General features: G+C 71.5%; 19 protein-coding genes. 9 read left to right on the plus strand and 10 right to left on the minus strand.

The features are described 5' to 3' along the window. From AB0M46_RS46570 to AB0M46_RS46595, 6 genes are all read right to left on the minus strand, one after another. Positions 1 to 305: amidohydrolase family protein (locus AB0M46_RS46570; protein WP_363347241.1), on the minus strand; the 305-nt coding region annotated here is incomplete at its 3' end. Continuing rightward, positions 302 to 1,339, minus strand: coding sequence for a hypothetical protein (locus AB0M46_RS46575; RefSeq protein WP_363347244.1), 1,038 nt, complete (start codon positions 1,337 to 1,339; stop codon positions 302 to 304). The genes AB0M46_RS46570 and AB0M46_RS46575, both read right to left, overlap by 4 nt. 74 nt (positions 1,340 to 1,413) lie before the next feature. After that, a complete protein-coding gene (locus AB0M46_RS46580; protein WP_363347246.1) occupies positions 1,414 to 1,995 on the minus strand; it encodes an ATP/GTP-binding protein in 582 nt (193 codons plus the stop codon). After that, positions 1,976 to 2,362: a DUF742 domain-containing protein gene (locus AB0M46_RS46585; RefSeq protein WP_363347274.1), complete on the minus strand. Its 387-nt coding sequence runs from the start codon at positions 2,360 to 2,362 to the stop codon at positions 1,976 to 1,978. The genes AB0M46_RS46580 and AB0M46_RS46585 overlap by 20 nt, the downstream gene beginning before the upstream one ends. Positions 2,363 to 2,448: 86 nt before the next feature. Further along, a complete protein-coding gene (locus tag AB0M46_RS46590) occupies positions 2,449 to 2,856 on the minus strand; it encodes a roadblock/LC7 domain-containing protein (RefSeq protein WP_363347276.1) in 408 nt (135 codons plus the stop codon). A gap of 2 nt (positions 2,857 to 2,858) precedes the next feature. Then, entirely contained in the window at positions 2,859 to 5,153 is a 2,295-nt protein-coding gene (locus AB0M46_RS46595; RefSeq protein WP_363347248.1) for a nitrate- and nitrite sensing domain-containing protein, read from the minus strand. Positions 5,154 to 5,349: 196 nt separating this feature from the next. Between AB0M46_RS46595 and AB0M46_RS46600 the strand changes: the two genes are divergently transcribed. Both AB0M46_RS46600 and AB0M46_RS46605 read left to right on the plus strand, forming a co-directional pair. Beyond that, complete coding sequence (locus tag AB0M46_RS46600; RefSeq protein WP_363347250.1) at positions 5,350 to 6,684, plus strand: lysine 2,3-aminomutase; 1,335 nt, start codon at positions 5,350 to 5,352, stop codon at positions 6,682 to 6,684. Continuing rightward, positions 6,685 to 7,095, plus strand: coding sequence for a hypothetical protein (locus AB0M46_RS46605; RefSeq protein ID WP_363347252.1), 411 nt, complete (start codon positions 6,685 to 6,687; stop codon positions 7,093 to 7,095). A 57-nt stretch (positions 7,096 to 7,152) separates the two neighbouring features. Here the strand turns inward: AB0M46_RS46605 and AB0M46_RS46610 are convergent, their stop codons facing one another. The 3 genes from AB0M46_RS46610 to AB0M46_RS46620 all read right to left on the minus strand — a co-directional run bounded on the left by AB0M46_RS46610 (position 7,153) and on the right by AB0M46_RS46620 (position 9,720). After that, positions 7,153 to 7,539 carry a GntR family transcriptional regulator gene (locus AB0M46_RS46610; RefSeq protein WP_363347254.1) on the minus strand — a complete coding sequence of 129 codons (387 nt, stop codon included), beginning with the start codon at positions 7,537 to 7,539 and terminating at the stop codon, positions 7,153 to 7,155. Continuing rightward, positions 7,536 to 8,402 carry a hypothetical protein gene (locus AB0M46_RS46615; RefSeq protein ID WP_363347256.1) on the minus strand — a complete coding sequence of 289 codons (867 nt, stop codon included), beginning with the start codon at positions 8,400 to 8,402 and terminating at the stop codon, positions 7,536 to 7,538. Before AB0M46_RS46615 ends, AB0M46_RS46610 begins: the two co-directional genes overlap by 4 nt. A gap of 739 nt (positions 8,403 to 9,141) precedes the next feature. After that, positions 9,142 to 9,720: a hypothetical protein gene (locus AB0M46_RS46620; RefSeq protein ID WP_363347258.1), complete on the minus strand. Its 579-nt coding sequence runs from the start codon at positions 9,718 to 9,720 to the stop codon at positions 9,142 to 9,144. Positions 9,721 to 9,933: 213 nt separating this feature from the next. Here AB0M46_RS46620 and AB0M46_RS46625 point away from each other — a divergent pair, with 213 nt between their 5' ends. Then, positions 9,934 to 10,272: a DUF6193 family natural product biosynthesis protein gene (locus tag AB0M46_RS46625; RefSeq protein WP_363347260.1), complete on the plus strand. Its 339-nt coding sequence runs from the start codon at positions 9,934 to 9,936 to the stop codon at positions 10,270 to 10,272. 99 nt (positions 10,273 to 10,371) lie between these two features. Here the strand turns inward: AB0M46_RS46625 and AB0M46_RS46630 are convergent, their stop codons facing one another. Continuing rightward, positions 10,372 to 11,904, minus strand: a complete 1,533-nt coding sequence (locus tag AB0M46_RS46630) for a PQQ-binding-like beta-propeller repeat protein (protein WP_363347262.1) — start codon at positions 11,902 to 11,904, stop codon at positions 10,372 to 10,374. Between the two features lie 218 nt (positions 11,905 to 12,122). Here AB0M46_RS46630 and AB0M46_RS46635 point away from each other — a divergent pair, with 218 nt between their 5' ends. The 6 genes from AB0M46_RS46635 to AB0M46_RS46660 all read left to right on the plus strand — a co-directional run bounded on the left by AB0M46_RS46635 (position 12,123) and on the right by AB0M46_RS46660 (position 21,125). Beyond that, complete coding sequence (locus AB0M46_RS46635) at positions 12,123 to 13,208, plus strand: substrate-binding domain-containing protein (RefSeq protein ID WP_363347264.1); 1,086 nt, start codon at positions 12,123 to 12,125, stop codon at positions 13,206 to 13,208. Positions 13,209 to 13,261: 53 nt separating this feature from the next. Next, entirely contained in the window at positions 13,262 to 14,035 is a 774-nt protein-coding gene (locus AB0M46_RS46640; protein WP_363347266.1) for an ATP-binding cassette domain-containing protein, read from the plus strand. Between the two features lie 101 nt (positions 14,036 to 14,136). Continuing rightward, a complete protein-coding gene (locus tag AB0M46_RS46645; RefSeq protein WP_363347278.1) occupies positions 14,137 to 15,291 on the plus strand; it encodes an ABC transporter permease in 1,155 nt (384 codons plus the stop codon). Positions 15,292 to 15,337: 46 nt separating this feature from the next. Then, on the plus strand, positions 15,338 to 16,525 hold the full coding sequence (locus AB0M46_RS46650) for an ROK family protein (protein WP_363347268.1): 1,188 nt from the start codon (positions 15,338 to 15,340) through the stop codon (positions 16,523 to 16,525). Between the two features lie 380 nt (positions 16,526 to 16,905). Next, positions 16,906 to 19,623: a bifunctional diguanylate cyclase/phosphodiesterase gene (locus AB0M46_RS46655; protein WP_363347270.1), complete on the plus strand. Its 2,718-nt coding sequence runs from the start codon at positions 16,906 to 16,908 to the stop codon at positions 19,621 to 19,623. Positions 19,624 to 19,751: 128 nt separating this feature from the next. After that, the gene (locus AB0M46_RS46660; RefSeq protein ID WP_363347272.1) at positions 19,752 to 21,125 is read left to right on the plus strand and encodes a type III PLP-dependent enzyme; all 1,374 of its coding nucleotides are present in this window, start codon (positions 19,752 to 19,754) and stop codon (positions 21,123 to 21,125) included. The last annotated feature ends 84 nt before the right edge of the window (positions 21,126 to 21,209 follow it).

Consider the following 21,209-nt stretch of genomic DNA (forward strand, 5'->3'; position numbering starts at 1 on the left):
ATGACGACCGCGCCGGCGGGCAGGGCGGCAGCGTGGGCGGCGACGGCGTCCAGCACGTCCCGGGCGCCGCGGGCGGCGGCGAGGTCGAGGCCCTGCAGGGTCAGCCCGGTCGCGGTGGTGTGCACGTGCGCGTCGACGAACGCCGGCGTGACCAGGGCCCCGTCGAGCTCGACGGTCCGGTCCGCGCCGGTCGGGGCGTCGGCGTCGGGCCCGAGCCAGGTGATGCGGTCGCCGTCGGTGAGCAGCGCGGTGGCGCTGGGGTCGGCCGGGGTGTGGACGCGGCCACCGCGGTAGAGGGTCTTCATGGCGCCCAGTCTGCCAACCGGTGCCCGAGCCGCGCCGTGAACAGCTCCCGCAGCGCCGTGTCAGATCGCAGCAGCGACAGTGCGTAGCCGGCATGTCCCGGCACGTAGCCGTTGCCGATGAGCATCGTCACATCCGCGGCGAGGCCCTCCGCCCCGAGCGCCGCGGCCGGGAACGACGTGGCCATGGAGAAGAACACGACGGTACCGCCCGGCGCGGTGCCGAGGATCGCGGCGTGCTCGCAGCCCGGCACGTCGACACAGACCACGGTCAGCTCGCCCGGCCCGCCGGCGGCGTCAAGGGCCGCGGCCAGCCCGACAGCGTCGCGGGCGTCGGCGACGACCACCTGCTCGGCCAGCCCGGTGCCCTCCAGGCGGGCCCGCTCGGCGTCGTCGCGGACGACCCCGACACGGGTGGTGCCGCGGGCGGCGGCGAGGGCGAGGCTCCCGGACTTCCCGGCCGCGCCGAGGACCACGACCCGGCCCGCCGGCCGCTGCCGCAGGCACCGCGCGACGAGGGCCGGCGCCCCGCACACGTCCAGCACCGCCAGGGCCAGCTGCGGGTCGAGGTCGTCGGGCAGGACCGCGGCGACCGACCGGGCGAACAGGATCGCGTGCCCGGCGCACGGCACCTGCTCGCCGCGCCCGTCCCAGTCCCGCAGCCCGTCGCTGATGTGCAGCGGCGTGAGGGTCAGCGAGACGAGCGTGGCGACCCGGTCCCCGGCCCGCAGCCCGAGCGGCGAGGCCGGCCCGGCCTCCTCGACGGTGCCGATGAGCATCCCGCCGGAGCCGGTGACCGGGTTGTGCATCTTCCCGCGGCTGCGCACGATCGCCAGGACCGCCGCCCGGATCCGCTCGCCGTCGCCGCCGTGCTCCTCGGCCAGCTGCCGGTAGCTGGCCGCGTCCAGGTTGAGCCGCTGCACCGCGACCCGGACCTCGTCGGGGCGGATCGCCGGGGACGGGTCGAGGCGCAGCGCCGCCTGCGGCAGCACCCCGGCCGGGGCAACCACCCGGTGCAACCCGATCGGCGAACTCATTTCCCGCACCCACCCAACTGTGCCGAAGATTTTCCGGCAGAGTAACGCGAATACAGGATATCTTTCAAGCGGTGCTAGCGGGGCCGCAACCCCGACAACGCCAACACATGCTCCACCAGACCGATCAGCACCGCCTTCGACGACTCCCGGTCCCGCGCATCACACAACAGCAACGGCACATGCCCATCCAGATCCAACGCCTCCCGCACCTCCACCTCCGAATACGTGACCGCATCATCGAAACAGTTCACCGCCACCACGAACGGCGTACCCCGCCGCTCGAAATAGTCGATCGACGGGAAGCAGTCCGCCAGCCGCCGCGTATCCGCCAGCACCACCGCCCCCAGCGCACCCAACGCCAGCTCATCCCACAGAAACCAGAACCGGTCCTGCCCCGGCGTGCCGAACAGGTACAACACGATCTCCGACCCGATCGTGATCCGCCCGAAATCCATCGCCACCGTCGTGGTCGACTTCCGCTCCACCCCGGACAGATCGTCAGTACCGATCCCCGCCGCGGTCAGCGACTCCTCCGTCTGCAACGGCCGGATCTCACTCACCGCCCCCACCAACGTCGTCTTCCCCGCCCCGAACCCACCCGCGACCAAAATCTTGATCGCGGTCGGCACAGGCCGCTCAGAGCGCCCGGAGTCCATTGATCACCGCCCTCAACACACGCTCACTCGGCAACCCGCCCGCCCCCTGCGGCTCATACATCTCAATCAGCCCCTGCCCCAGCAAGTCACCCAGCAGCACCCGCACCACCCCGAGCGCCAGATCCAGATGCGACGCCAGCTCCGCCACCGCCAACGGCTCCCGCGCATACGCCAGAATCGCCCGATGCTCCGGCTGCAACCCGTACCCGACCCCCGACAGGGCCGCCCGGTTCGCCACCACCATCGCCACCACGTCGAACTTGTCCGACGCCGGCACGACCCGCCCGCCCGTCATCGCATACGGGCGCACCACCGGACCCGCATCCCGATCCACCCACGCATGATCCGACCACGGCTCCGCCCGCAGATCCTCCCGCGGCGGCTCCGGCCACCCATGCACCGGCGGCTCGTACCCGTCCCAGCTCCCGGCCGCATGCCGGCCCGGCGGATCCGTCACTGCCCACCCGCCCCACGCGCCGACGTCGACAACGTCTCCCCGACCCGCTGCACCAGCATCGCCATCTCATACGCGATCAGCCCGATGTCCGCCTCCGCATCCGCCAGCACCGCAAGGCACGCACCCCGCCCCGCCGCCGTCACGAACAGAAACGCCGACTCCATCTCGATGATCGTCTGACGCACCGCGCCACCACCAAAATGCCGCCCCGCCCCACGCGCCAGACTCTGAAACCCGGCCGCAACCGCCGACAGATGCTCCGCATCCTCCTGCGACAGGCCCCTCGACGCACCCATCATCAGCCCATCCACCGACAGCACCACCGACCGCTGTACCGACGGCACCCGGTGCACCAAGTCATCCAACAGCCAGTTCAGGCCCGAATTACTGCCCTGCGCCGACACCGTCACCGCCGCCCCCCGTCCGTACCGTCACCATCGGCCGGCCCCGACGCATGCCGGCCCCTCGCCGTACCCGCCTGAAACGACGACATCATCCGCCGCAACTGCTCCGGCGACCGCGCCGACGCCGGCTCATCGTCCCCCTCCACCCCGGCCGCCGCCGTGGACTGCTCCGTCTGCAACTGCGGCGCCAGACTCTGCTGCCGCACCCGCCTCGGCAGCCCGCCGCGCACCGGCCCCTCAGCCACCTCCGGCCGCGGCACCTCCCGGCGCCGCTGCGCCTCCGGCCGCGCCTGGGCCCGCCCCGGCGACGGCTCCGCCCCCGACTCCGGCAGCCACGAAAACGGCTCCGCCGCCACCATCGGCAGCTCGTGCGTATTCTTCAGCTCCTGCGCCGCCCCCGGCGGCAACACCGACGACTGCGCCACCACCAGATCCATCGGCAACAACACCACCGCCGTCACACCCCCGAACGGCGACGGCCGCAGCATCACCTTCACCCGGTGCCGCGCCGCCAGCTGCGCCACCACGAACAACCCCAGCCGCGCACTGTTCGCCGGGTCGAAATCCGGCGGCTCCGCCAGCCGCCGGTTCGCCTCCGCGACCGCCTCCGCCGTCATCCCCAGACCCCGGTCCTCGACCTCCACCACAAACCCGTTCGGCACCGACTGCCCCGTCACCTGCACCCGCGTGTGCGGCGGCGAATACGCCGTCGCGTTCTCCAGCAGCTCCGCCAGCAGATGAATGACGTCACCGACCGCCCGGCCCACGACCGCACCCTCACCGATCTGCAGCACCTGCACCCGCGCGTAGTCCTCCACCTCCGACACCGCGCCCCGCACCACGTCGATCACCGGCACCGGATTACGCCACCCCCGCCCCGGCGTCGCCCCCGCCAGAATCACCAGATCCTCCGCGTGCCGCCGCATCCGCGTCGCCAGATGATCGACCCGGAACAGGTCCGCCAGATCATCCGGTTCACTCGTCCGCCGCTCCATCCCATCCAGCAGCGACAGCTGCCGATGCAGCAGCGTCTGACTACGCCGCGCAATGTTCAGGAACACCTCGTTCATCCCCTGCCGCACCGACGCCTCATCCACCGCCGAAGCCACCGCCGTGCGCTGCACCGAGTTGAACGCCTCCGCCACCTGCCCGATCTCATCCGAACCCAGCCGCAGCGGCGGCGCCTCCGCCGCCACGTCCACCGCCGAACCCATCCGCAGCCGCGACACCACCGACGGCAGCCGCCGCTCGGCCAGCTCCCGCGCCGCCACCCGCAACCCGTCCAGACGCCGCGCCACCGACCGGCCCGTCCGCACCGACAACAGCACCGACGCCACCACCGCCAGCAGACCCACCACACCCGCCACGACCAGCTGCAACACGATCCGGTCCGACGCCTCCGACGCATGCCGCACATTCACCCGCTGCACACTCGACCGGAACTGCGCCAGCTGCGCGTTCACCGGATCGAACGCCGCCCGCCACTGCGCCAGCTCCACCCCCGACGACTTGCCCGGCGACGCGGCCATCATCCGGTCCTCGAGATCCTGCAACGCCTTCATCTGCGCCCCGGCCGCCAGCTGCCGGTACTGCACCTGCTGCTGCGCCCGCAACTGCGTCGACGCATACGGCAGAATCAGCCGCGACTGCCCGACCAGCGTCACCAGCTGCGCAAAGTCCGCGACCGTGAAGTCACCCTCGGTGGTGAAGTCACCGACCAGCGTGTCCTCCTGCGACAACAGCTCCCGGGCCATCGACAGCACGAACGCCCCACGCGCCTCCTGCGCCACGTCAGCATCGTGATGGTTCGCCGCGGACTCGAACACCCCGTACGTCGTCATGACGATCTGGTTGAACCCGTTGCGGGCACCGTCCGGCTCGCCGCCGGCGTCGGCCGCCTGCCGGACCGCCGCCACCCCCTCGAGAGCCTTGTACGTCGTATCCAGCGCCAGCACCAGCTCATCCGACGACGCATCCTTCGCCGGCCCGCTCGACGACAACCGCTTGAACGCCGCCACCGCCTCATCGGACTTCTTGCGCGCCTCCAGCATCGCCTGCTGCCCGCTCTTGCGCCCCGACGACAGGTACGCGCCCGTCAGCTGCCGCTCGGACTGCAGCGCCACCACCATCGCCTCGCCGGGCTCCCCGACCCGATCCGCGATCGTCGCCGCGCCCCGCAGGTCGAGCGCGGACGGCAGCGTGATACTCACCGCGAACAGCCACAACGCCACGAGCATGACCAGCGGCACGGTCATCATCGCGGTGATCTTGGCTCGGACGGACCAGCGATTCTTCATCGGACCTCGGGTGCGCGAAGGGTGCGGGCAGGTGCCCGATCACCGTATGCAGCCGAAGATCATCCGACGTCCGCCCACGAGCCGCCAATCTCGCCCAACCAGACGACAGACAGCAAACCTTCCGCCCTTAGGCTCGTGCGACGCAAGATTTCCGGCTACGCTCCCGATAAGACGGAAACTTTAGGGGAGCGCCCGCATGCAGCCATACGTCTACCAGCGCCACGCACTCCACGAACCCGACTGGCGCCGCTTCCCCGGCTGGACCGACGTCACCCGCGACCAGTGGGAAAACGCCCAATGGCAACGCGCCCACTGCGTCAAAACCATCCCCCAACTCCGCAACGTCCTCGGCGACACCATCACCGACACCTTCTACAACGACCTCGCCGCCGACCAGACCCACCACGCCACCATGTCCATGCTCATCCCACCCCAAATGATCAACACCATCGTCCCCGGCGCACCCCCCACCGACGACACCCTCCGCACCGACCCCATCCGCCGCTACATGCTCCCCATCGCCAGCGACCGCCTCCCCGACTGGCCCTCACACCCCTACGCCACCCGCGACTCCCTCCACGAACACGACATGTGGGTCGCCGAAGGACTCACCCACCGCTACCCCACCAAAGTCCTCGCCGAACTCCTCGCCACCTGCCCCCAGTACTGCGGCCACTGCACCCGCATGGACCTCGTCGGCAACAACACCCCCACCATCACCAAACTCAAACTCGCCCACAAACCCACCGACCGCCACACCGCCATCCTCGACTACCTCCGCACCCACCCCGGCGTCCGCGACATCGTCGTCTCCGGCGGAGACGTCGCCAACCTCCCCTGGCACCAACTCGAGTCATTCCTCATGCAACTCCTCGCCATCGACACCATCCGCGACATCCGCCTCGCCACCAAAGCCCTCGCCGGACTCCCCCAGCACTGGCTGCAACCCAACCTCGTCGAAGGCCTCGAACGCGTCGCCCGCACCGCCGCCCGACGCGGCGTCAACCTCGCCATCCACACCCACGTCAACCACGCCCAATCCCTCACCCCACTCGTCGCCAAAGCCGCCCACACCGCCCTCGAAGTCGGCGTCCGCGACGTACGCAACCAGGGCGTCCTCCTGCGCGGCGTCAACGCCACCGCCGCCGACCTGCTCGACCTCTGCTTCGCACTCCAAGGCGAAGCCGGCATCCTGCCGTACTACTTCTACATGTGCGACATGATCCCCAACGCCGAACACTGGCGCGTCGCCGTCTGGCAGGCCCAGCAACTCCAGCACGACATCATGGGCTACCTACCCGGCTACGCCACCCCCCGCATCGTCTGCGACGTCCCCTACGTCGGCAAACGCTGGGTCCACATGGTCACCGAATACGACCGCGAACGCGGCATCTCCTACTGGACCAAGAACTACCGCACCAGCATCGAAGACGACGACACCCAACTCGACCGCACCTACCCCTACTACGACCCCATCGACACTCTGCCCAAAACCGGCACCGACTGGTGGCGAAAAGAGCACGCTGAGTAGGTGCGCCGCACCACCCTCCGCCTCCTCGGCATCGCCCTCGCCGCCGCGGCACTCATCACGTACGTCAACTGGGCCGGCGACCACAACGCCGCCCGCTTCGACCCCGCCGCCCAACTCCACTGCGGCCACGGCACCCAGATCGCCGGCGCGAGCGCCACCGCACCGCCCACCACCCGCGAGACCCGCACCCCCGACCAGATCGCCACCGCCTGGGCCACCGCCCGCACCCCGGCCCTGCTCGCCGGGCAGCGCCACCTCTTCGACAGCGACGACCGCGTCGACATCGGCTTCGACCACCAGGCCCAGACCGTCGCCGTGCTCACCTTCCGCGCCGACAAGACCCTCGGCTGGCACCTCTCCGCCGTCGTGGCCTGCCAGACCGTCCCCGTCCCGTCACCAAGCGCCAGCTAAGTCTGTTTCGACGGCCAGGTGACGGGAGTTGTTCCGGCGCGGCGGGCCTGACTCGTGTCACGCGTCGGCGGGCCAGGCGCGGCGTACGGCGTCGAGGGCGGCTTCCCGGTCGGCGCCGAGCAGCCGTGCCTGCCGCAGGTAGTCGGCCGCGTGCCGGTCGAGCGCTTGGCGGTGCCCGTCAGCGGGTGGCGTGGGTGCCTGGTCCGCGACGCGAGTGCCGCCGCCGCGTCGGGACCGGACCAGCCCGGCGGCCTCCAACTCGCGGTAAGCGCGAGCCACGGTGCCGACGGCCAGGCCGAGATCGCCGGCGAGTTGCCGCAGCGGTGGCAGCCGGTCACCGGGTTTGAGCACTCCGGTGTGCATCAGGTCGACCAGTTGCCGGCGCAGCTGCTCGTACGGGGGCGTGGGGTTCTGCGTGTCGATCCGCAGGGTCGGGGCGTTCACGCCGGCACCGGGGCGGGCCGGTCGGCGCGGTGGCCGGGGCGAAGGACGGCGACGGCGCTCCAGCCCAGCAAGACGGTCCAGGCCGGGACGAGCAGGAACAGCCCCCAGGCGGCGGCCGTCCACCACGCCGGCCGGCACGGGTTGGACAGCAGCCCGGCCGCCGTGAACAGGGAGACCCCGATGAGAGGGATGGCGACCAGCACGCCGCAGGCGCCGGTGACGGCGGTGGCGGAGCGACGCCGCTCGGCGTCGTCCCGCACCAGGTCACCGGCGGGGGCCTGCGGCCGGGGACGCCCGACGAGCCGGTGCATCGCCAGCGCGGCGATCAGCACGCCGAGGCCGGCGACCAGGGCGAGCGGGAGACTGTAGAAGGATCCGGCCCATGGGCCGGTGGCGCCGGCGAACTCGCCGCAGTCGTAAGCCAGGGCGCGGCCGGCGCGGCCGAGGTCGTCGGCGGAGCCGGTGGCGGTGGTCGCGGCCAGCAGGACGGCCAGTGCGGTGCCGGCGGCGGACACCGCCCGGAACGGTCGGCGTGGCAGGTAGTGGCGGACCTGCCGGGTCTCCAGAGCGGCCTGGCGGGTGCTGCTGGCGGGACGGACGACGACGCGGCTTTCTCCCGCCACCACCCCGGCCAGCACGCAGAGCCCGAACAGGGGTGCGGCCAGCAGGACGCCGCGTCCCAACGGGTCGTAGCCGCCAGCGGCGACGGCGACCGCCGCCCCGAGGGCCAGGCCGGCCCACCGCCAGCGCCCGGTAGTGCGCCGAATGCGCTCGGCCGCGGGCTCGCCCGCGGCCGACGGGCCAGCCAGCGCGACGCCGAGCAACGCCACCAGCAGGAGCCCCACAATCCATGCACCAACCACGATGACACCATCCTTGTATCAAGTGTTTGACACAAGCGAGCATGCCGGGACGCCTCGGTTGTGTCAAGTGGTTGATACAAGGATGGTCAGCCGGGCAAGGCCAGCTGCTTCACTTCGGCGGCGGCCTGACCGAGGGAGGCCGACTGGCAGGGTGTGGTAATCCAACTGTCTGGTATTCCCGCTTGGGCTGTAGCGGTTCCAAGTGCCGCCGGCGGCGGCGTGGTGTCGTTGGGCGGCGTGGCGATGGGGCCTGGGCGACGACCCGGTGCGGGGACCTGGAGCACGAGCTGGCGTAGCGCGGCGAGGCGGCCGGGGACGGTCGGGACGCCGGGGTCCCGAATAAGCGGGGCGATCGCGGCGACGGTGAGGGGTTGGCCAGCGCGGCAGCCTGGGAACAACCAGCGGGCGGCGCAGTTGGTGGCGGTGCGCATGTTGGTGCGCTGGTCGCGCAGGGCCAGCAGCAGCTCGGAGACGGGTTCGGGGACCGGTGTCGGCGGATCGCCGAGGTGCAGCAGGATGTCGGGTCCGGTGGTGTCGATTGCGCCTGGACGGCGTGGGTGATCGTGCCATAGCGGGTCACCTTGATACGCCCTCTAACCCGCACCGATTACCGCCTTCCCGAGCCGGCCCGGCGGCGCGAAACCCAAAAAAGACAAGTCGGCCGCGCAGCGGCCTTATTGGTTTTTTGCAGGCGTGGCGAAGCCACGTCGCCTAAGGCATCCTAGGACACTAGGATCAGTCATTCCCGCCGCCGACCAGCGGCGGGGCCAGATGCGGTGAACGGTGGCCTGGTCCGGGGTTGAGGAACATCGGTACAGATGCGTGGCGCCGCCTCATCAATCTCCGGCGGCGGGACGTCGGAGACTTCGGGGACGTAGCCGCAGAGCTGCGGGCTGCAGTCGGCCTTGTGATCCCGGCCCCAGAGGTAGGTGTCTCGCTCGGTGGTGCGAGCGACGTGAGCCAGTCGCAGCTGTTCGCTTCGGCGCAAGGTCGAAGGCAGCGCTGTGAAGGTCTCCGGGAGTACGGCGATCATGCCGGTGACCTGTTCGCCATCGCACATCCGAAGAAGTGCGGTGCACTGCCACCAGCGGATCGTGCCGCCTTTGCCGTCCGGGTTGCCGGGCCAGTAGTAGCTGGCCGGATCCGGCACCAGGTAGTGGACGCCGTCCGGGTCCAGGTGAGCCCTCAGCCAGGGGCCGCCGGTGCCGAGGCCGAGTCGCAGCCGTCCGGCCTCCTCGTGCAGGGCGCAGATCGCGTCGATGTCGAGGGCTTTGAGAACGCGTGCTTCCGCAGGCAGCGCAGCATGAACGAAGCACATGGATCATTGTTGCTGCGACCTCTACGCGGCGCTCCGGCAGGTGCAGTATGGAGCGGTGAGCGATGCGGGGGATGACTGGAGTCAAGCGGCGGCCGTGTCACCTTGCTGCACGGGTACGCACCGGACCTGGCGACGGCCGCCGACGCGGCGCGGCTGTGGCTATCCCGGACACGACCTGGCCAGGTCGCGGCAGCGTGGCCGTTTCTGGGATCGGTGGCCCTCGCCGAGGCGCGGGAGCGAGGCGACTCCCGGGAGTCGAACTGGCTGCTGTTGTACGAGAACCACTGCGCACATCGGCTGGCAACCCGTCTGTCGGCGTTCGTCGCCCTGGCCTTCCATCGGCCGCAGCTTCGCGCGCTACGGCCGTACACCAGCCATTGGACTCTGTGCTTCAGCAGCACGCCACGGTGGCCCTACACCCGGCTCCATCCGACGGTCACCCCGGTAGAGGCTCCCGGCCGGTACCTGGTGCGCACGCGTGACGGCCGAACCTACGACGAAACCGACGCCACCGACACGCTGGCGCTCGTGCTGGCCGAACTGCCGGACTGATTCGACCTTCCGTCCGCGTCGCCATCGCCTAAAGCGTCCTAGGATACTAGGGCCGATCGTTCGGGCCGCCGGGTAGATATCGGGCACCGCCCGGGGCACTCACGGGGTCGCCGCCGTGAGGGCGTGGATGGCGCCCGCGCGGGTGCCGAAGTACAGGGTGCCCTTCCACACCGCCGGCGTCGACTCGATGCAGCCGCCGATCTTCATCTCCCACAGCGGCTGCGGGCTGGCGTGGGTGTCGGCCACGTCGTAGGCGTGCATCGTGCCGGCGCAGTCGCCGATGAACAGGGTGTCGTCGACGATGACCGGCGACTGCCAGGTCTCCCCGCCGGGCAGGTGGAAGCGCCACCGCACCTCGCCGCTGCCCCGGTCGATGCCGAGCACGTCGCCGCCGGCCGTGTCGTAGACGACGATGTCGCGGTACAGCGCCGGGGTCCCCCAGATCCCGGCCGGCCGCGTCGCCTGGTCCTTCACCGACCACACCACCGGGTCGTCCGGCCTGGACGGGTCGAGCTTGAGCATCTGGCCGACCTCGCGGGAGCGGGCGTTGCCCTTCTCGAACTCCGAGCCGACGTACAGGTAGCCGTCGGCGTCGACGACCACGGAGGCGTCGGTGTCATCGCCGGTCCAGAACCGGAACGTCCGCGTCGGCGCCCGGCCCGCCTTCAGCCCCGACAGGTCCCAGCCCTGCACCAGGCCGCCGGAGTTGGCGAAGTACACCGTGTCCTTGAACACCGCGACCGAGTTCTCGATCGACACGTTGGTGTCGCCGAAGTCGCGCAGTTCCTGCTCGTCCCAGCCGGGCGTGTGGAACACCAGCTGCGGGTTCACGGTCACCTTGCCGTCGGGGCCGTAGCCGCGGTTGAGCTTCACGATGTGGAACTGGCTGTTCTCCCCGCCCTCGAGCAGGTAGTCGTCGATGATCAGGCCCGAGCCGTCCCAGTCGTCGTTCCACATCGTCGGCGTCACCGCGTCCGCCGAGAGCTTCCACAGCTCGGTCGGCACGCCGCGGTCCAGGGCGATGACCCGGTAGTAGTTGTCGCGGGAGCCGGAGTACAGCAGCGGGAACCCGTCCGGGTCGACCGTCACGCTGCCCTTGATGATGTCGCCGGTCTTGAAGTCGGGGAGGATCCGCTCTCCGGTCGCCGCGTCCAGGAAGTGGATGTTGCGGTCGTAGGCGCCGAACACCACCCAGGTGCGCCCGTCGCGCTCGAACACGGCCGGCTGCCCGGTCCAGCCGCTGCCGCACCACTCGCGGGTCTCGCCCTTGTCGCTGGACATCGCGCACAGCCCGCCCGAGCGCGGGAACTGCCACGTGCGCACCGGCATCGTCCTGGGCACCGGGCCCTGGCCGTAGTAGGTGCGGGTCGGGTTGCCGCGGAACGTCAGCAGGCCCTGGACCTTCGTGCCGTACGGCAGGCCCACCAGCTTCGGGTCGGACCAGCCGGTGAACGGCGGGAGCGCCGGCGAGGCGGACGCCGGCGGCGGGCCGGACGGGGCCAGGTCCGACGGGCCCGCCGCCGGGGCCTTCGTCCCCGCGTTGCGCAGCGCATACGCGGTCGTCGCGACGCCGCCGACGATGAGCACCAGCAGGGCGGCGACGAACAGCCGGAACAGGACCGGACGAGGCATGCGCACAGTATGGGGGCGCCGCCCCGGCCCCGTCAGGCGGGCTTCGGCGGGGCCTCGCGCTGATCGACCCGGACCAGGCGCTGGTCACTGCTGCTTTGCGGAATCGTTACGGGCGGCTACCGTGCACCGGGCGGCGCCACCCTTGTGCTCGGCGTTCGGCACGCATACGTTGCCCGACACAATCACCGCTTGTCACGACGCGGAAAGGACCCGTGCACATGCGCCGAGGGATCCTGTGCCTGCTGGCGGTAGGCGCACTGGCCGCATGCGGGCTCACGGCCTGCACCAGCGACGTCGCGGGCAAGGCCGGGCACGGCCGGCCGCGCATCGGGGTCATCCTGCCCGACAGCAAGTCCTCGGCCCGCTGGGAGACCGCCGACCGCAAGTACCTCGCCGCCGCGTTCAAGGCCGCCGGGGTCGACTACGAGATCCAGAACGCGCAGAACGACAAGAGCGCCTTCACCACCCTCGCCGAGCAGATGATCACCCAGGGTGTGGACGTGCTCATGATCGTGAACCTGGACTCCGGCACCGGCAAGGCGGTCCTCGACAAGGCGAAGAACGCCGGCGTCGCCACGATCGACTATGACCGGCTCACCCTCGGCGGTTCGGCGCGGTACTACGTGTCCTTCGACAACACCGCCGTCGGCACCCTGCAGGGTCAGGGCCTGGTCGACTGCCTGACCGCCGCGAAGATCACCAAACCGGTCATCGCGGAGCTCAACGGGGCGCAGACGGACAACAACTCCACACTGTTCAAGGACGGCTACGACGCGGTCCTGGCACCCCGCTTCGCCTCCGGCGAGTACGTCAAGGGCCCGGACCAGTGGATCGAGGAGTGGGACAACACCCGGGCCGGGACGACGTTCGAGCAGATGATGACCGCCCAGCCGAACATCGGCGGGGTGATCGCGGCCAACGACGGGGTGGCCAACGCCGCGATCAACGTGCTCAAGAAGCAGGGCCTCAACGGGCGGATCCCGGTCACCGGGCAGGACGCGACCGCGCAGGGCCTGCAGAACATCCTCAACGGCGACCAGTGCATGACCGTCTACAAGGACGTGCGGCGGGAGGCGGCGGCCGCGGCCAAGCTGGCCATCGGCCTGGCCAAGGGTGAGACGGGTGTCACTGACCACAAGGTCCACGACCCGGTCGGCAAGCGCGACGTCGACTCGATCCTGCTCGATCCCAAGGCCATCACCAGGCAGAACGTCAAGGACGTCATCGACGACGGGTACATCGCGGCCGACGCCGTGTGTACCGCCGCGTTCGCCGCCAAGTGCGCCGCAGCAGGTATCAAGTAAGGTACCGGATCTCGCCTGGGGATCTCGTCAGCCAGCCGGTATTGAGGAGCATCGTGACCGATAGACCCCTGCTGGAGATCCGCGGGCTCAGCAAAAGCTTCGGGCCCGTCCAGGTGTTGCGTGACGTGGACTTCACCGTCCACGCCGGGCAGGTCACCGCCCTGGTCGGCGACAACGGCGCCGGCAAGTCGACCCTGGTCAAGTGCATCGGCGGGATCTACTCCATGGACTCCGGGGAGTACCTGTTCGACGGCCGGCCGGTGTCGGTGCACACCCCGCGCGACGCCGCCGCCCTCGGGGTCGAGATCGTGTACCAGGACCTGGCGCTGTGCGACAACCTCGACATCGTGCAGAACATGTTCCTCGGCCGGGAGATCCGCCGCGGGCTGGTCCTCGACGACATCACCATGGAGCAGCGGGCCGCGGAGACGCTGGCCAGCCTGTCGGTGCGCACGGTGGCGTCGGTGCGCCAGCCGGTGTCGAGCCTGTCCGGCGGGCAGCGGCAGACGGTGGCGATCGCCAAGGCCGTGCTGTGGAACAACCGGATCGTCATCCTCGACGAGCCCAACGCCGCCCTCGGGGTGGCCCAGACGGCGCAGGTCCTCGAGCTGGTCCGGCGGCTGGCCGACAACGGCCTGGCGGTCGTGCTCATCTCGCACAACATGAACGACGTGTTCGCGGTGGCCGACCGCATCGCCGCGCTGTACCTCGGCCAGATGGCCGCCGAGGTCCGCGCCACCGACGTCACCCACTCCCAGGTCGTCGAGCTCATCACCACGGGGCGCAGTGGCGATCTGGGCTTGAAACGACAGGGAGCCGCAGCGTGAGCCTGACTACCTTGCCCGGGCGGGAGACGCTCGAGGAGCGGCGCGCCGCCGGCTTCGGCGCCTACGCCCGCGACTACCTGGCCCGCGTGCGCAGCGGCAATATGGGCGCCCTGCCCGCCGTGCTGGGGCTGCTCGCCCTCGTCGTGGCGTTCTCCGTCGCGCGGCCCGAGTTCGTCACCGCCGGCAACCTCGCCAACCTGCTGCACCAGGGCGCCGCCGTCACCGTCATCGCCATGGGCCTCGTCTTCGTGCTGCTGCTGGGCGAGATCGACCTGTCCGCCGGGTTCGCCAGCGGCGTGTGCGCCAGCGTCCTCGCCGTACTGCTGACGAACTTCGGCGTGCCGTGGTATCTGGCCGTCCTCGCCGCGCTGGCGACCGGGGCCGCGATCGGGCTCATCATCGGCATGCTGGTGGCCAAGCTCGGCATCCCGTCCTTCGTCGTCACCCTCGCCGCGTTCCTGGCCTTCCAGGGGGCCGTGCTGCTGCTCATGAAGGGCGGCACGATCGTCGGCATCAACGACCCGATCATCAAGAAGATCAACTTCGACGGACGGTTCACGCCCTTGCAGGGGTGGGTGCTCTACGGCATCACGGTCGCCGGGATGCTCGCCCAGCACCTGTGGAAGCGCTACAGCCGGGTCCGTCACGGCCTGGCCGCCGAGCCCCGCAGCATCATCGCCCTGCGCGTGCTCACCGTCGCCGTCCTGCTCGGCGGCGCGGTCTGGACGCTCAACCTGGAGCGCTCCCCGAACGCCGCCATCTCCCAGCGCGGCGTGCCGATGATCGTCCTCATCGTCGGCGCCCTGCTCGCCCTGTGCACGTTCGTGCTCAACCGCACCGCGTTCGGCCGGCACATCTACGCCGTCGGCGGCAACCGCGAGGCCGCCCGCCGGGCCGGCATCCACGTCGACGCCATCCGCATCGCCGGCTTCGTCATCTGCTCCACCGTGGCCGCCGTCGGCGGGATCGTCGCCGCCTCCCGCGACGCCTCCGTCAACCCCAACACCGGCGGCAGCAACGTGCTGCTCTACGCGATGGGTGCCGCGGTCATCGGCGGCACCAGCCTCTTCGGCGGCAAGGGCCGGGTCCTCAACGCGGTCCTCGGCGGTGCCGTCGTCGCCGTCATCGAGAACGGGATGGGCCTCATGGACTACAGCTCTGGCACGAAGTACATCGTGACCGGCGTCGTGCTGCTGCTCGCTGCCGGCATCGACGCGGTGACCCGGCGGCGAGCGGCCCGCGCCGGACTGCGATGAAGCGCAACGACTAGGCTCTTACTGCACCCCCACAAGAAAGCCGAGCATGCGCGTTGGCCCCAGCCAGGAGGAGATCCGCCGGAGCAACCTCGGAGCGCTCCTGCGTTCCGTGCACCTCCACGGCGCCATGTCCCGCGCCGACCTCACGACGAGCCTGGGACTCAACCGCAGCACGATCGGTGCGCTGACCGCCGACCTGTCCGCCGCCGGCCTGGTGAGCGAGGGGGTGCCGCGCGAGCAGCGGGGCCGGGCCGGCCGCCCGTCGCTGGTCGTGCGCCCGGAGTCCGAGAAGGTGTACGTCTACGCCTTCGCCGTCGAGGTGGACCGCATCGTCGCCGCCCGCGTCGGCCTCGGCGGCGTCCTGCTGGACCGCTTCGAGGCCGCCCGCCCCCGCGGCGAGCACGACGCCGCCCACGTGCTCGCCCCGATCGCCGGCTTCGTGCGCAAGATGCAGGCCACCGCCCCCGCCGGCGCCCACCTCATCGGCAGCGGCGCCGCCGTTTCCGCCATGGTGCGCCGCGACGACGGCTTCGTCCGGCTCGGCCCCCAGCTCGGCTGGGCCGACCAGCCCCTCGGCGAGGCCCTGCGCGACCTCATCGGCCCCGGCACCCCCGTCGCCGTGCGCAACAACGCCGACCTGGCCGCCCTGGCCGAACACACCCGCGGCGCCGCCGTCGGCTGCGACAACCTCGTGTACCTCTACGGCGACGCCGGCGTGGGCGGCGGCATCATCGCCGCCGGCCGCCCGGTCACCGGCCACGGCGGCTACGGCGGCGAGGTCGGCCACATGGTCGTCAACCCCAACGGCCGCCCGTGCTCGTGCGGCTCCCACGGCTGCTGGGAGACCGAGATCGGCGAGCACGCCCTGCTCTCCGCCGCCGGCCGCAACCCGACCGCCGGCCGCGACGGCATCCTCACCGTCGTCGACGCCGCCGCCCGCGGCGACAACACCGCCCAGGCCGCTATGCGCCAGGTCGGCGACTGGCTCGGCTTCGGCGTGGCCAACCTGGTGAACATCTTCAACCCGGAGATGGTCATCTTCGGCGGCACCCTCCGCGAGGTGTACCTCGCCTCCGCCGCCCAGGTCCGCAGCCGCCTGAACCGCAACGGCCTGCCGGCCTGCCGCGAGCGCGTCCGGCTGCGCACTCCGCAGCTCGGCCAGGACGCGGCGCTGGTGGGCGCGGCGGAGCTCGCCTTCGAGCGCCTCTTCACCGACCCCCTCGACCCGGCCTGACCTCGCCCGGCCCGCGGCTCGACGGCTCTCGGCCAGATGGCTCTCGGCCCGTCATCCGGCCTGGTCTCGGCTGCCCCACGACTCGCCGGCCTCGACCTGTCAGCGGCGCCAGCCGGCCAACGGTCGAGTCATTCGGACATACCATGATGTAGCGTCACATCGCCGTAGGTTAGTGGTGATGTATGCACACATCACCCGTCGACGGATAAGTCCGATAAGTCGTGGCGCGCAGCGCCCGACTTATCGCTTCCCGCCGCCCGGCCGGCCCGCGAACCCCACGCCGTTGCGGGCTCGGGAGCGGGTCGGTTGCCTGCCCGGGCGCGGGCTCAGCTCGACCGGCCCCCACCCGATCAGAGCGGCACGCGACGAGAGGGGGCACGATGGCGGGCAGGCTGCTCAGGGCCACCGCGCCCACGCGCGGGTACGCGGTGCTGTGCGGCGCCGTCGCCGCGGTGACGGCCGGGCTGTGCGCCGTGTTCGCCTCCGGGGCCGGCGGGCCGCTCGTCTCGCAGAACGTGTCCAACCTCGCGCTGTTCACGGCCGCCTGGGTGGCCGCCTGGAGCTGCTTCGCCAAGGCGGTGCGCGAGCGCGGGGGCCGGGTGCGGTGGGCGTGGGCGCTCACCGGGCTGGGGGCCTTCTCGTGGGGCGTCGGGCAGGTGTTCTGCATCTGGTACGAGACCGTGCTGGACCGCCAGGTGCCGTTCCCGTCCCTCGCCGACGCCGGGTACTTCTGGATGATGCCGTGCACCGCGGCGGGCCTGCTGCTGCTCCCGCTGAGCCGGCAGACGGTCGCGCAGCAGGTGCGCAGCATCCTCGACGGGCTCATGATCGCGGCGTCGCTGCTACTCATCACCTGGGTGCTGATCCTCGGGCCGCTGGTGCGGCAGGGGGCCGACAGCTCGCTCGGGCTGCTGGTCACGCTGTGGTACCCGGGCGGGGACGTGGTGGTGCTCACCGTGGTGCTGTTCATGGTGGCCCGGCTGCGCCGCGGCGGGCGGCGGCCGATGTCGCTGCCGCTGGTCGGTGCCGGGCTGGTGGCGTTCACGGTGTCCGACTCCGGCTACGCCTACCTGACGCTGCTGGACTCCTACGGCTCGGGCAACGTGCTCGACCTGGGCTGGTTCACCGGGTTCGCGCTGATCCTGCTCGCCGCGCGGCGGCCCGGGACCTCGCACGCCGAGGAAGACACGCACGCGCTCGCCCAGCCGCTCGGGGTCATGCTGCCGTACCTCGCCGTGCTCGCCGCCCTCGCCACCAGCACGATCGAGGTCCTGCGCCACGGCATGCACGACCTGTTCGTGTCCTGGGCGCGCTCGTCGATCATCCTGCTCATCGTCGGGCGGCAGCTGTTCACGCTGCTGGAGAACCGGTCGCTGACCCGCGACCTGGAGGCCCGCGTGGAGGCCCGCACCGCCGAGCTGCGCGCCTCCGAGCAGCGCTTCCAGGCGCTGGTCCAGCACAGCTCCGACGTCGTGACGGTCATCGACGCGGCGGGCTTCGTGACGTACCAGAGCGAGTCCGTGCACAAGGTCTTCGGCCACCACCCGATCCGCGTCGCCGGCGTCCGGCTCACCGACCACATGCTCCCCGAGTCCGCGGCCGTGCTGGCCGCGGCGGTCGAGGCGATCTCCGCCACCGCGTACGCCAGCCGGGTCGTCGAGGTGCCGACGCTGCACGCCGACGGGCACCGCTGCCTGGCCGAGGTCACCCTGACCAACCTGCTCGAGGACGCCAGCGTGCGCGGCATCGTGCTCAACTCCCGCGACATCTCCGAGCGCAAGCAGCTCGAGGACCAGCTCGTCCACGAGGCGTTCCACGACGCGCTGACCAAGCTCGCCAACCGGGCGCTGTTCAAGGACCGGCTGGAGGCGGCGCTGGGCCGCCGCGACGACGTGGCGATCCTGTTCCTGGACCTCGACGGGTTCAAGGAGGTCAACGACAGCCTCGGCCACGCCGCCGGCGACCACCTGCTCGTCCAGGTCGCCCGCCGGCTCGGCGCCGCCGTGCGCGACGGCGACACGGTGGCCCGCTTCGGCGGCGACGAGTTCGCGGTGCTCATCGACCGCGTCGCCGGGCCGCGCGACGCCGACGGGCTGGCCACCCGGATCATCGCCGCGCTCGACGAGCAGTTCGTGGTCGAGAACCAGGAGATCCACGTGCAGGGCAGCATCGGCATCGCCCTGACCGGGCCCGACGCCCGCGACGCCGACCAGCTGATGCGCAACGCGGACCTGGCGATGTACCGCGCGAAATCCGCCGGCTCGGGGCAGTTCGCCCGCTACGACCCGCAGATGCACTCGGGCCTCGTCGAGCGCCTGCAGCTGGCCGCGGACCTGCGCCGGGCCCTGGACAGCGGCGGCGAGCTGGAACTGCACTACCAGCCGACGATCGAGCTGCGCACCGGCGACATCGTCGGCTTCGAGGCGCTCGTGCGGTGGCGCCACCCGGCCCGCGGCATGATCAGCCCGGCCGACTTCATCCCCCTCGCCGAGTCGACCGGCCTGATCCGGCCACTGGGCCGGTGGGTCCTCGCCGAGGCGTGCCGGCAGGCGGTCGAGTGGGGCCTGGGCGCGGCCGAGCGGCCGATGACCATGGCGGTGAACGTCTCCGGCCGCCAGTTCGACCAGCCGGACCTGCCGGCGATCGTCGCCTCCGTGCTCGCCACGACCGGACTGCCGGCCGAGCGGCTGTGCCTGGAGATGACCGAGAGCGTGCTCATGACCGACACCGAGGAGAACCTCGCCGTGCTGCTCAGCCTCAAGGACATCGGCGTGCGGCTGGCCATCGACGACTTCGGCACCGGGTACTCGTCGCTGGCCTACCTGCGCCGCTTCCCGGTCGACACGCTCAAGATCGACCGCTCGTTCGTGGAGCGGCTCAGCGGCGACGCCCCGGACTCGGCGCTGGCCCGCACGATCGTGCAGCTGGGGCAGAGCCTCGGGATGGGCACCGTGGCCGAGGGCATCGAGCAGTACGCCCAGTTCCTGGCCCTGCGCCGGATGGGCTGCGACCTGGCCCAGGGCTACTACTTCTCCAAGCCGCTGCCGGCCGCCGAGGCGGGGCTGCTGCTGCGCGACCCCGCCGCCCTGGCCGCCTGAACCGTCCGGCAACCGCACCCGACCCGAGCCCCGCCTGAACCGTCCGCAACCGCATATGACCCGGGCCCGCTCCCGGGCGCCTCCAGCCTTGACGGGACCGAGCAGCGCGCAGTTAGGAGACCGCTTCGATGACGGCTGCCCTCGCCGATCAGACCCGCCTCGACCTGCCCGCCCACTGGCCCGCCGCCCTCGCCCCCCGGGCCCTGGCGGGGCTGGAGGCGGCGACGCCGTTCCTGGCCGTGGACCTCGCGACGGTCGCCGAGCGCTACACCGCCTTCACCGCCGCCATCCCCGGCGTGTCGACGTTCTACGCGATGAAGTGCAACGCCGCCGGCGACGTCCTGGGCACCCTCGCGGCGCTGGGCTGCGGCTTCGAGGTCGCCTCCGCCGGCGAGCTGCGCATGCTGCAACGGCTCGGCGTCGCGGCGTCCGAGGTGTTGTACAGCAACCCGGTCAAACCGCCCGCGGCGATCGTCGAGGCCCGCGAGGCCGGCCTGTGGCGCTTCGGCTTCGACTCCGAGGGCGAACTGCACAAGCTCGCCCGGTACGCCCCGGGCGCCGCCGTCTACATCCGGCTGCGGGTCGACGACTCGGCCAGCCTGTTCCCGCTGTCGCGCAAGTTCGGCGCCGAGGCCCACGAGGCCCGGGCGCTGCTGCTGCTGGCCCGCGAGCTCGGCCTGCGCCCCTACGGCATCACCTTCCACGTCGGCTCCCAGTGCGCCACCACCAGCGCCTGGCGCCAGGCCATCGCCACCGCCGGCCAGCTCATGGCGGCCCTGGCCGAGGACGGCGTCGAGCTGCAGATGCTCGACCTCGGCGGCGGCTTTCCGGCACGGTACGTCGAACAGGTCCCCTCCCTGGACCGGATCGCCGCCACCGTCAACGCGGCGCTGGCGCAGCTGCTGCCGTACCGTCCGGCGCTGCTGGCGGCCGAGCCCGGCCGGCACCTCGTCGCCGAGAGCGCCGTCATGGTCACCACCGTGCTGGGCCGCGCGGTGCGGGCCGGGGAGCACTGGCTGTACGTCGACGTCGGCGCCTACAACGGCATGATGGAGACCCAGCAGGCCGTGCAGCAGTGGCGGTTCCCGCTGTGGACCTCCCGCACCGACCACGCCCTGGTGCCGCACCTGCCGTTCACCGTCACCGGCCCGTCCTGCGACAGCTCCGACACCATGTTCCACGGCGTCGGCCTGCCCTCCACCATCGAGGTCGGCGACCGCCTGTACATCGGCTCCGCCGGCGCCTACACGCTGAGCTACGCCTCCCACTTCAACGGCTTCGCCCCGCCGGAGCCGGTCTTCGTCGGCGGCCCCACCGGCACCGGCGTGCCCGGCCCGACCGTGCCAGCGTCACTGACCGGCACCGGCACGCCCGCCCCGAGCGGGCCGGCCCAGCCGCCGGCGTCGCTGACCGGCACTGGCAGGACCGCCCCGACCGGGCCGGCGTCATTGGCCGGCACCAGCACGCCCGCCTCGAATGTGCCGGCCCGGCTGCCGGTGTAGAGCTCCATCTTGCCGGTCGCATCGGACCGGGCGAACAACGGCGGGTTGGTGCCGTTGACCGCCGCCGCGATCGTCCGGCCGGTC

Origin of the sequence: Dactylosporangium sp. NPDC051485, assembly GCF_040682015.1 — a bacterium.
GTDB lineage: Bacteria > Actinomycetota > Actinomycetes > Mycobacteriales > Micromonosporaceae > Dactylosporangium.

Bases quoted from the DNA above. Each gene is read 5' to 3' on its own strand.
- AB0M46_RS46575 (WP_363347244.1), bottom strand. From the start codon at position 1,339: ATGAGTTCGCCGATCGGGTTGCACCGGGTGGTTGCCCCGGCCGGGGTG.
- AB0M46_RS46580 (WP_363347246.1), bottom strand. From the start codon at position 1,995: ATGGACTCCGGGCGCTCTGAGCGGCCTGTGCCGACCGCGATCAAGATT.
- AB0M46_RS46595 (WP_363347248.1), bottom strand. From the start codon at position 5,153: ATGAAGAATCGCTGGTCCGTCCGAGCCAAGATCACCGCGATGATGACC.
- AB0M46_RS46600 (WP_363347250.1), top strand. From the start codon at position 5,350: ATGCAGCCATACGTCTACCAGCGCCACGCACTCCACGAACCCGACTGG.
- AB0M46_RS46620 (WP_363347258.1), bottom strand. From the start codon at position 9,720: ATGTGCTTCGTTCATGCTGCGCTGCCTGCGGAAGCACGCGTTCTCAAA.
- AB0M46_RS46630 (WP_363347262.1), bottom strand. From the start codon at position 11,904: ATGCCTCGTCCGGTCCTGTTCCGGCTGTTCGTCGCCGCCCTGCTGGTG.
- AB0M46_RS46635 (WP_363347264.1), top strand. From the start codon at position 12,123: ATGCGCCGAGGGATCCTGTGCCTGCTGGCGGTAGGCGCACTGGCCGCA.
- AB0M46_RS46645 (WP_363347278.1), top strand. From the start codon at position 14,137: ATGGGCGCCCTGCCCGCCGTGCTGGGGCTGCTCGCCCTCGTCGTGGCG.
- AB0M46_RS46650 (WP_363347268.1), top strand. From the start codon at position 15,338: ATGCGCGTTGGCCCCAGCCAGGAGGAGATCCGCCGGAGCAACCTCGGA.
- AB0M46_RS46655 (WP_363347270.1), top strand. From the start codon at position 16,906: ATGGCGGGCAGGCTGCTCAGGGCCACCGCGCCCACGCGCGGGTACGCG.
- AB0M46_RS46660 (WP_363347272.1), top strand. From the start codon at position 19,752: ATGACGGCTGCCCTCGCCGATCAGACCCGCCTCGACCTGCCCGCCCAC.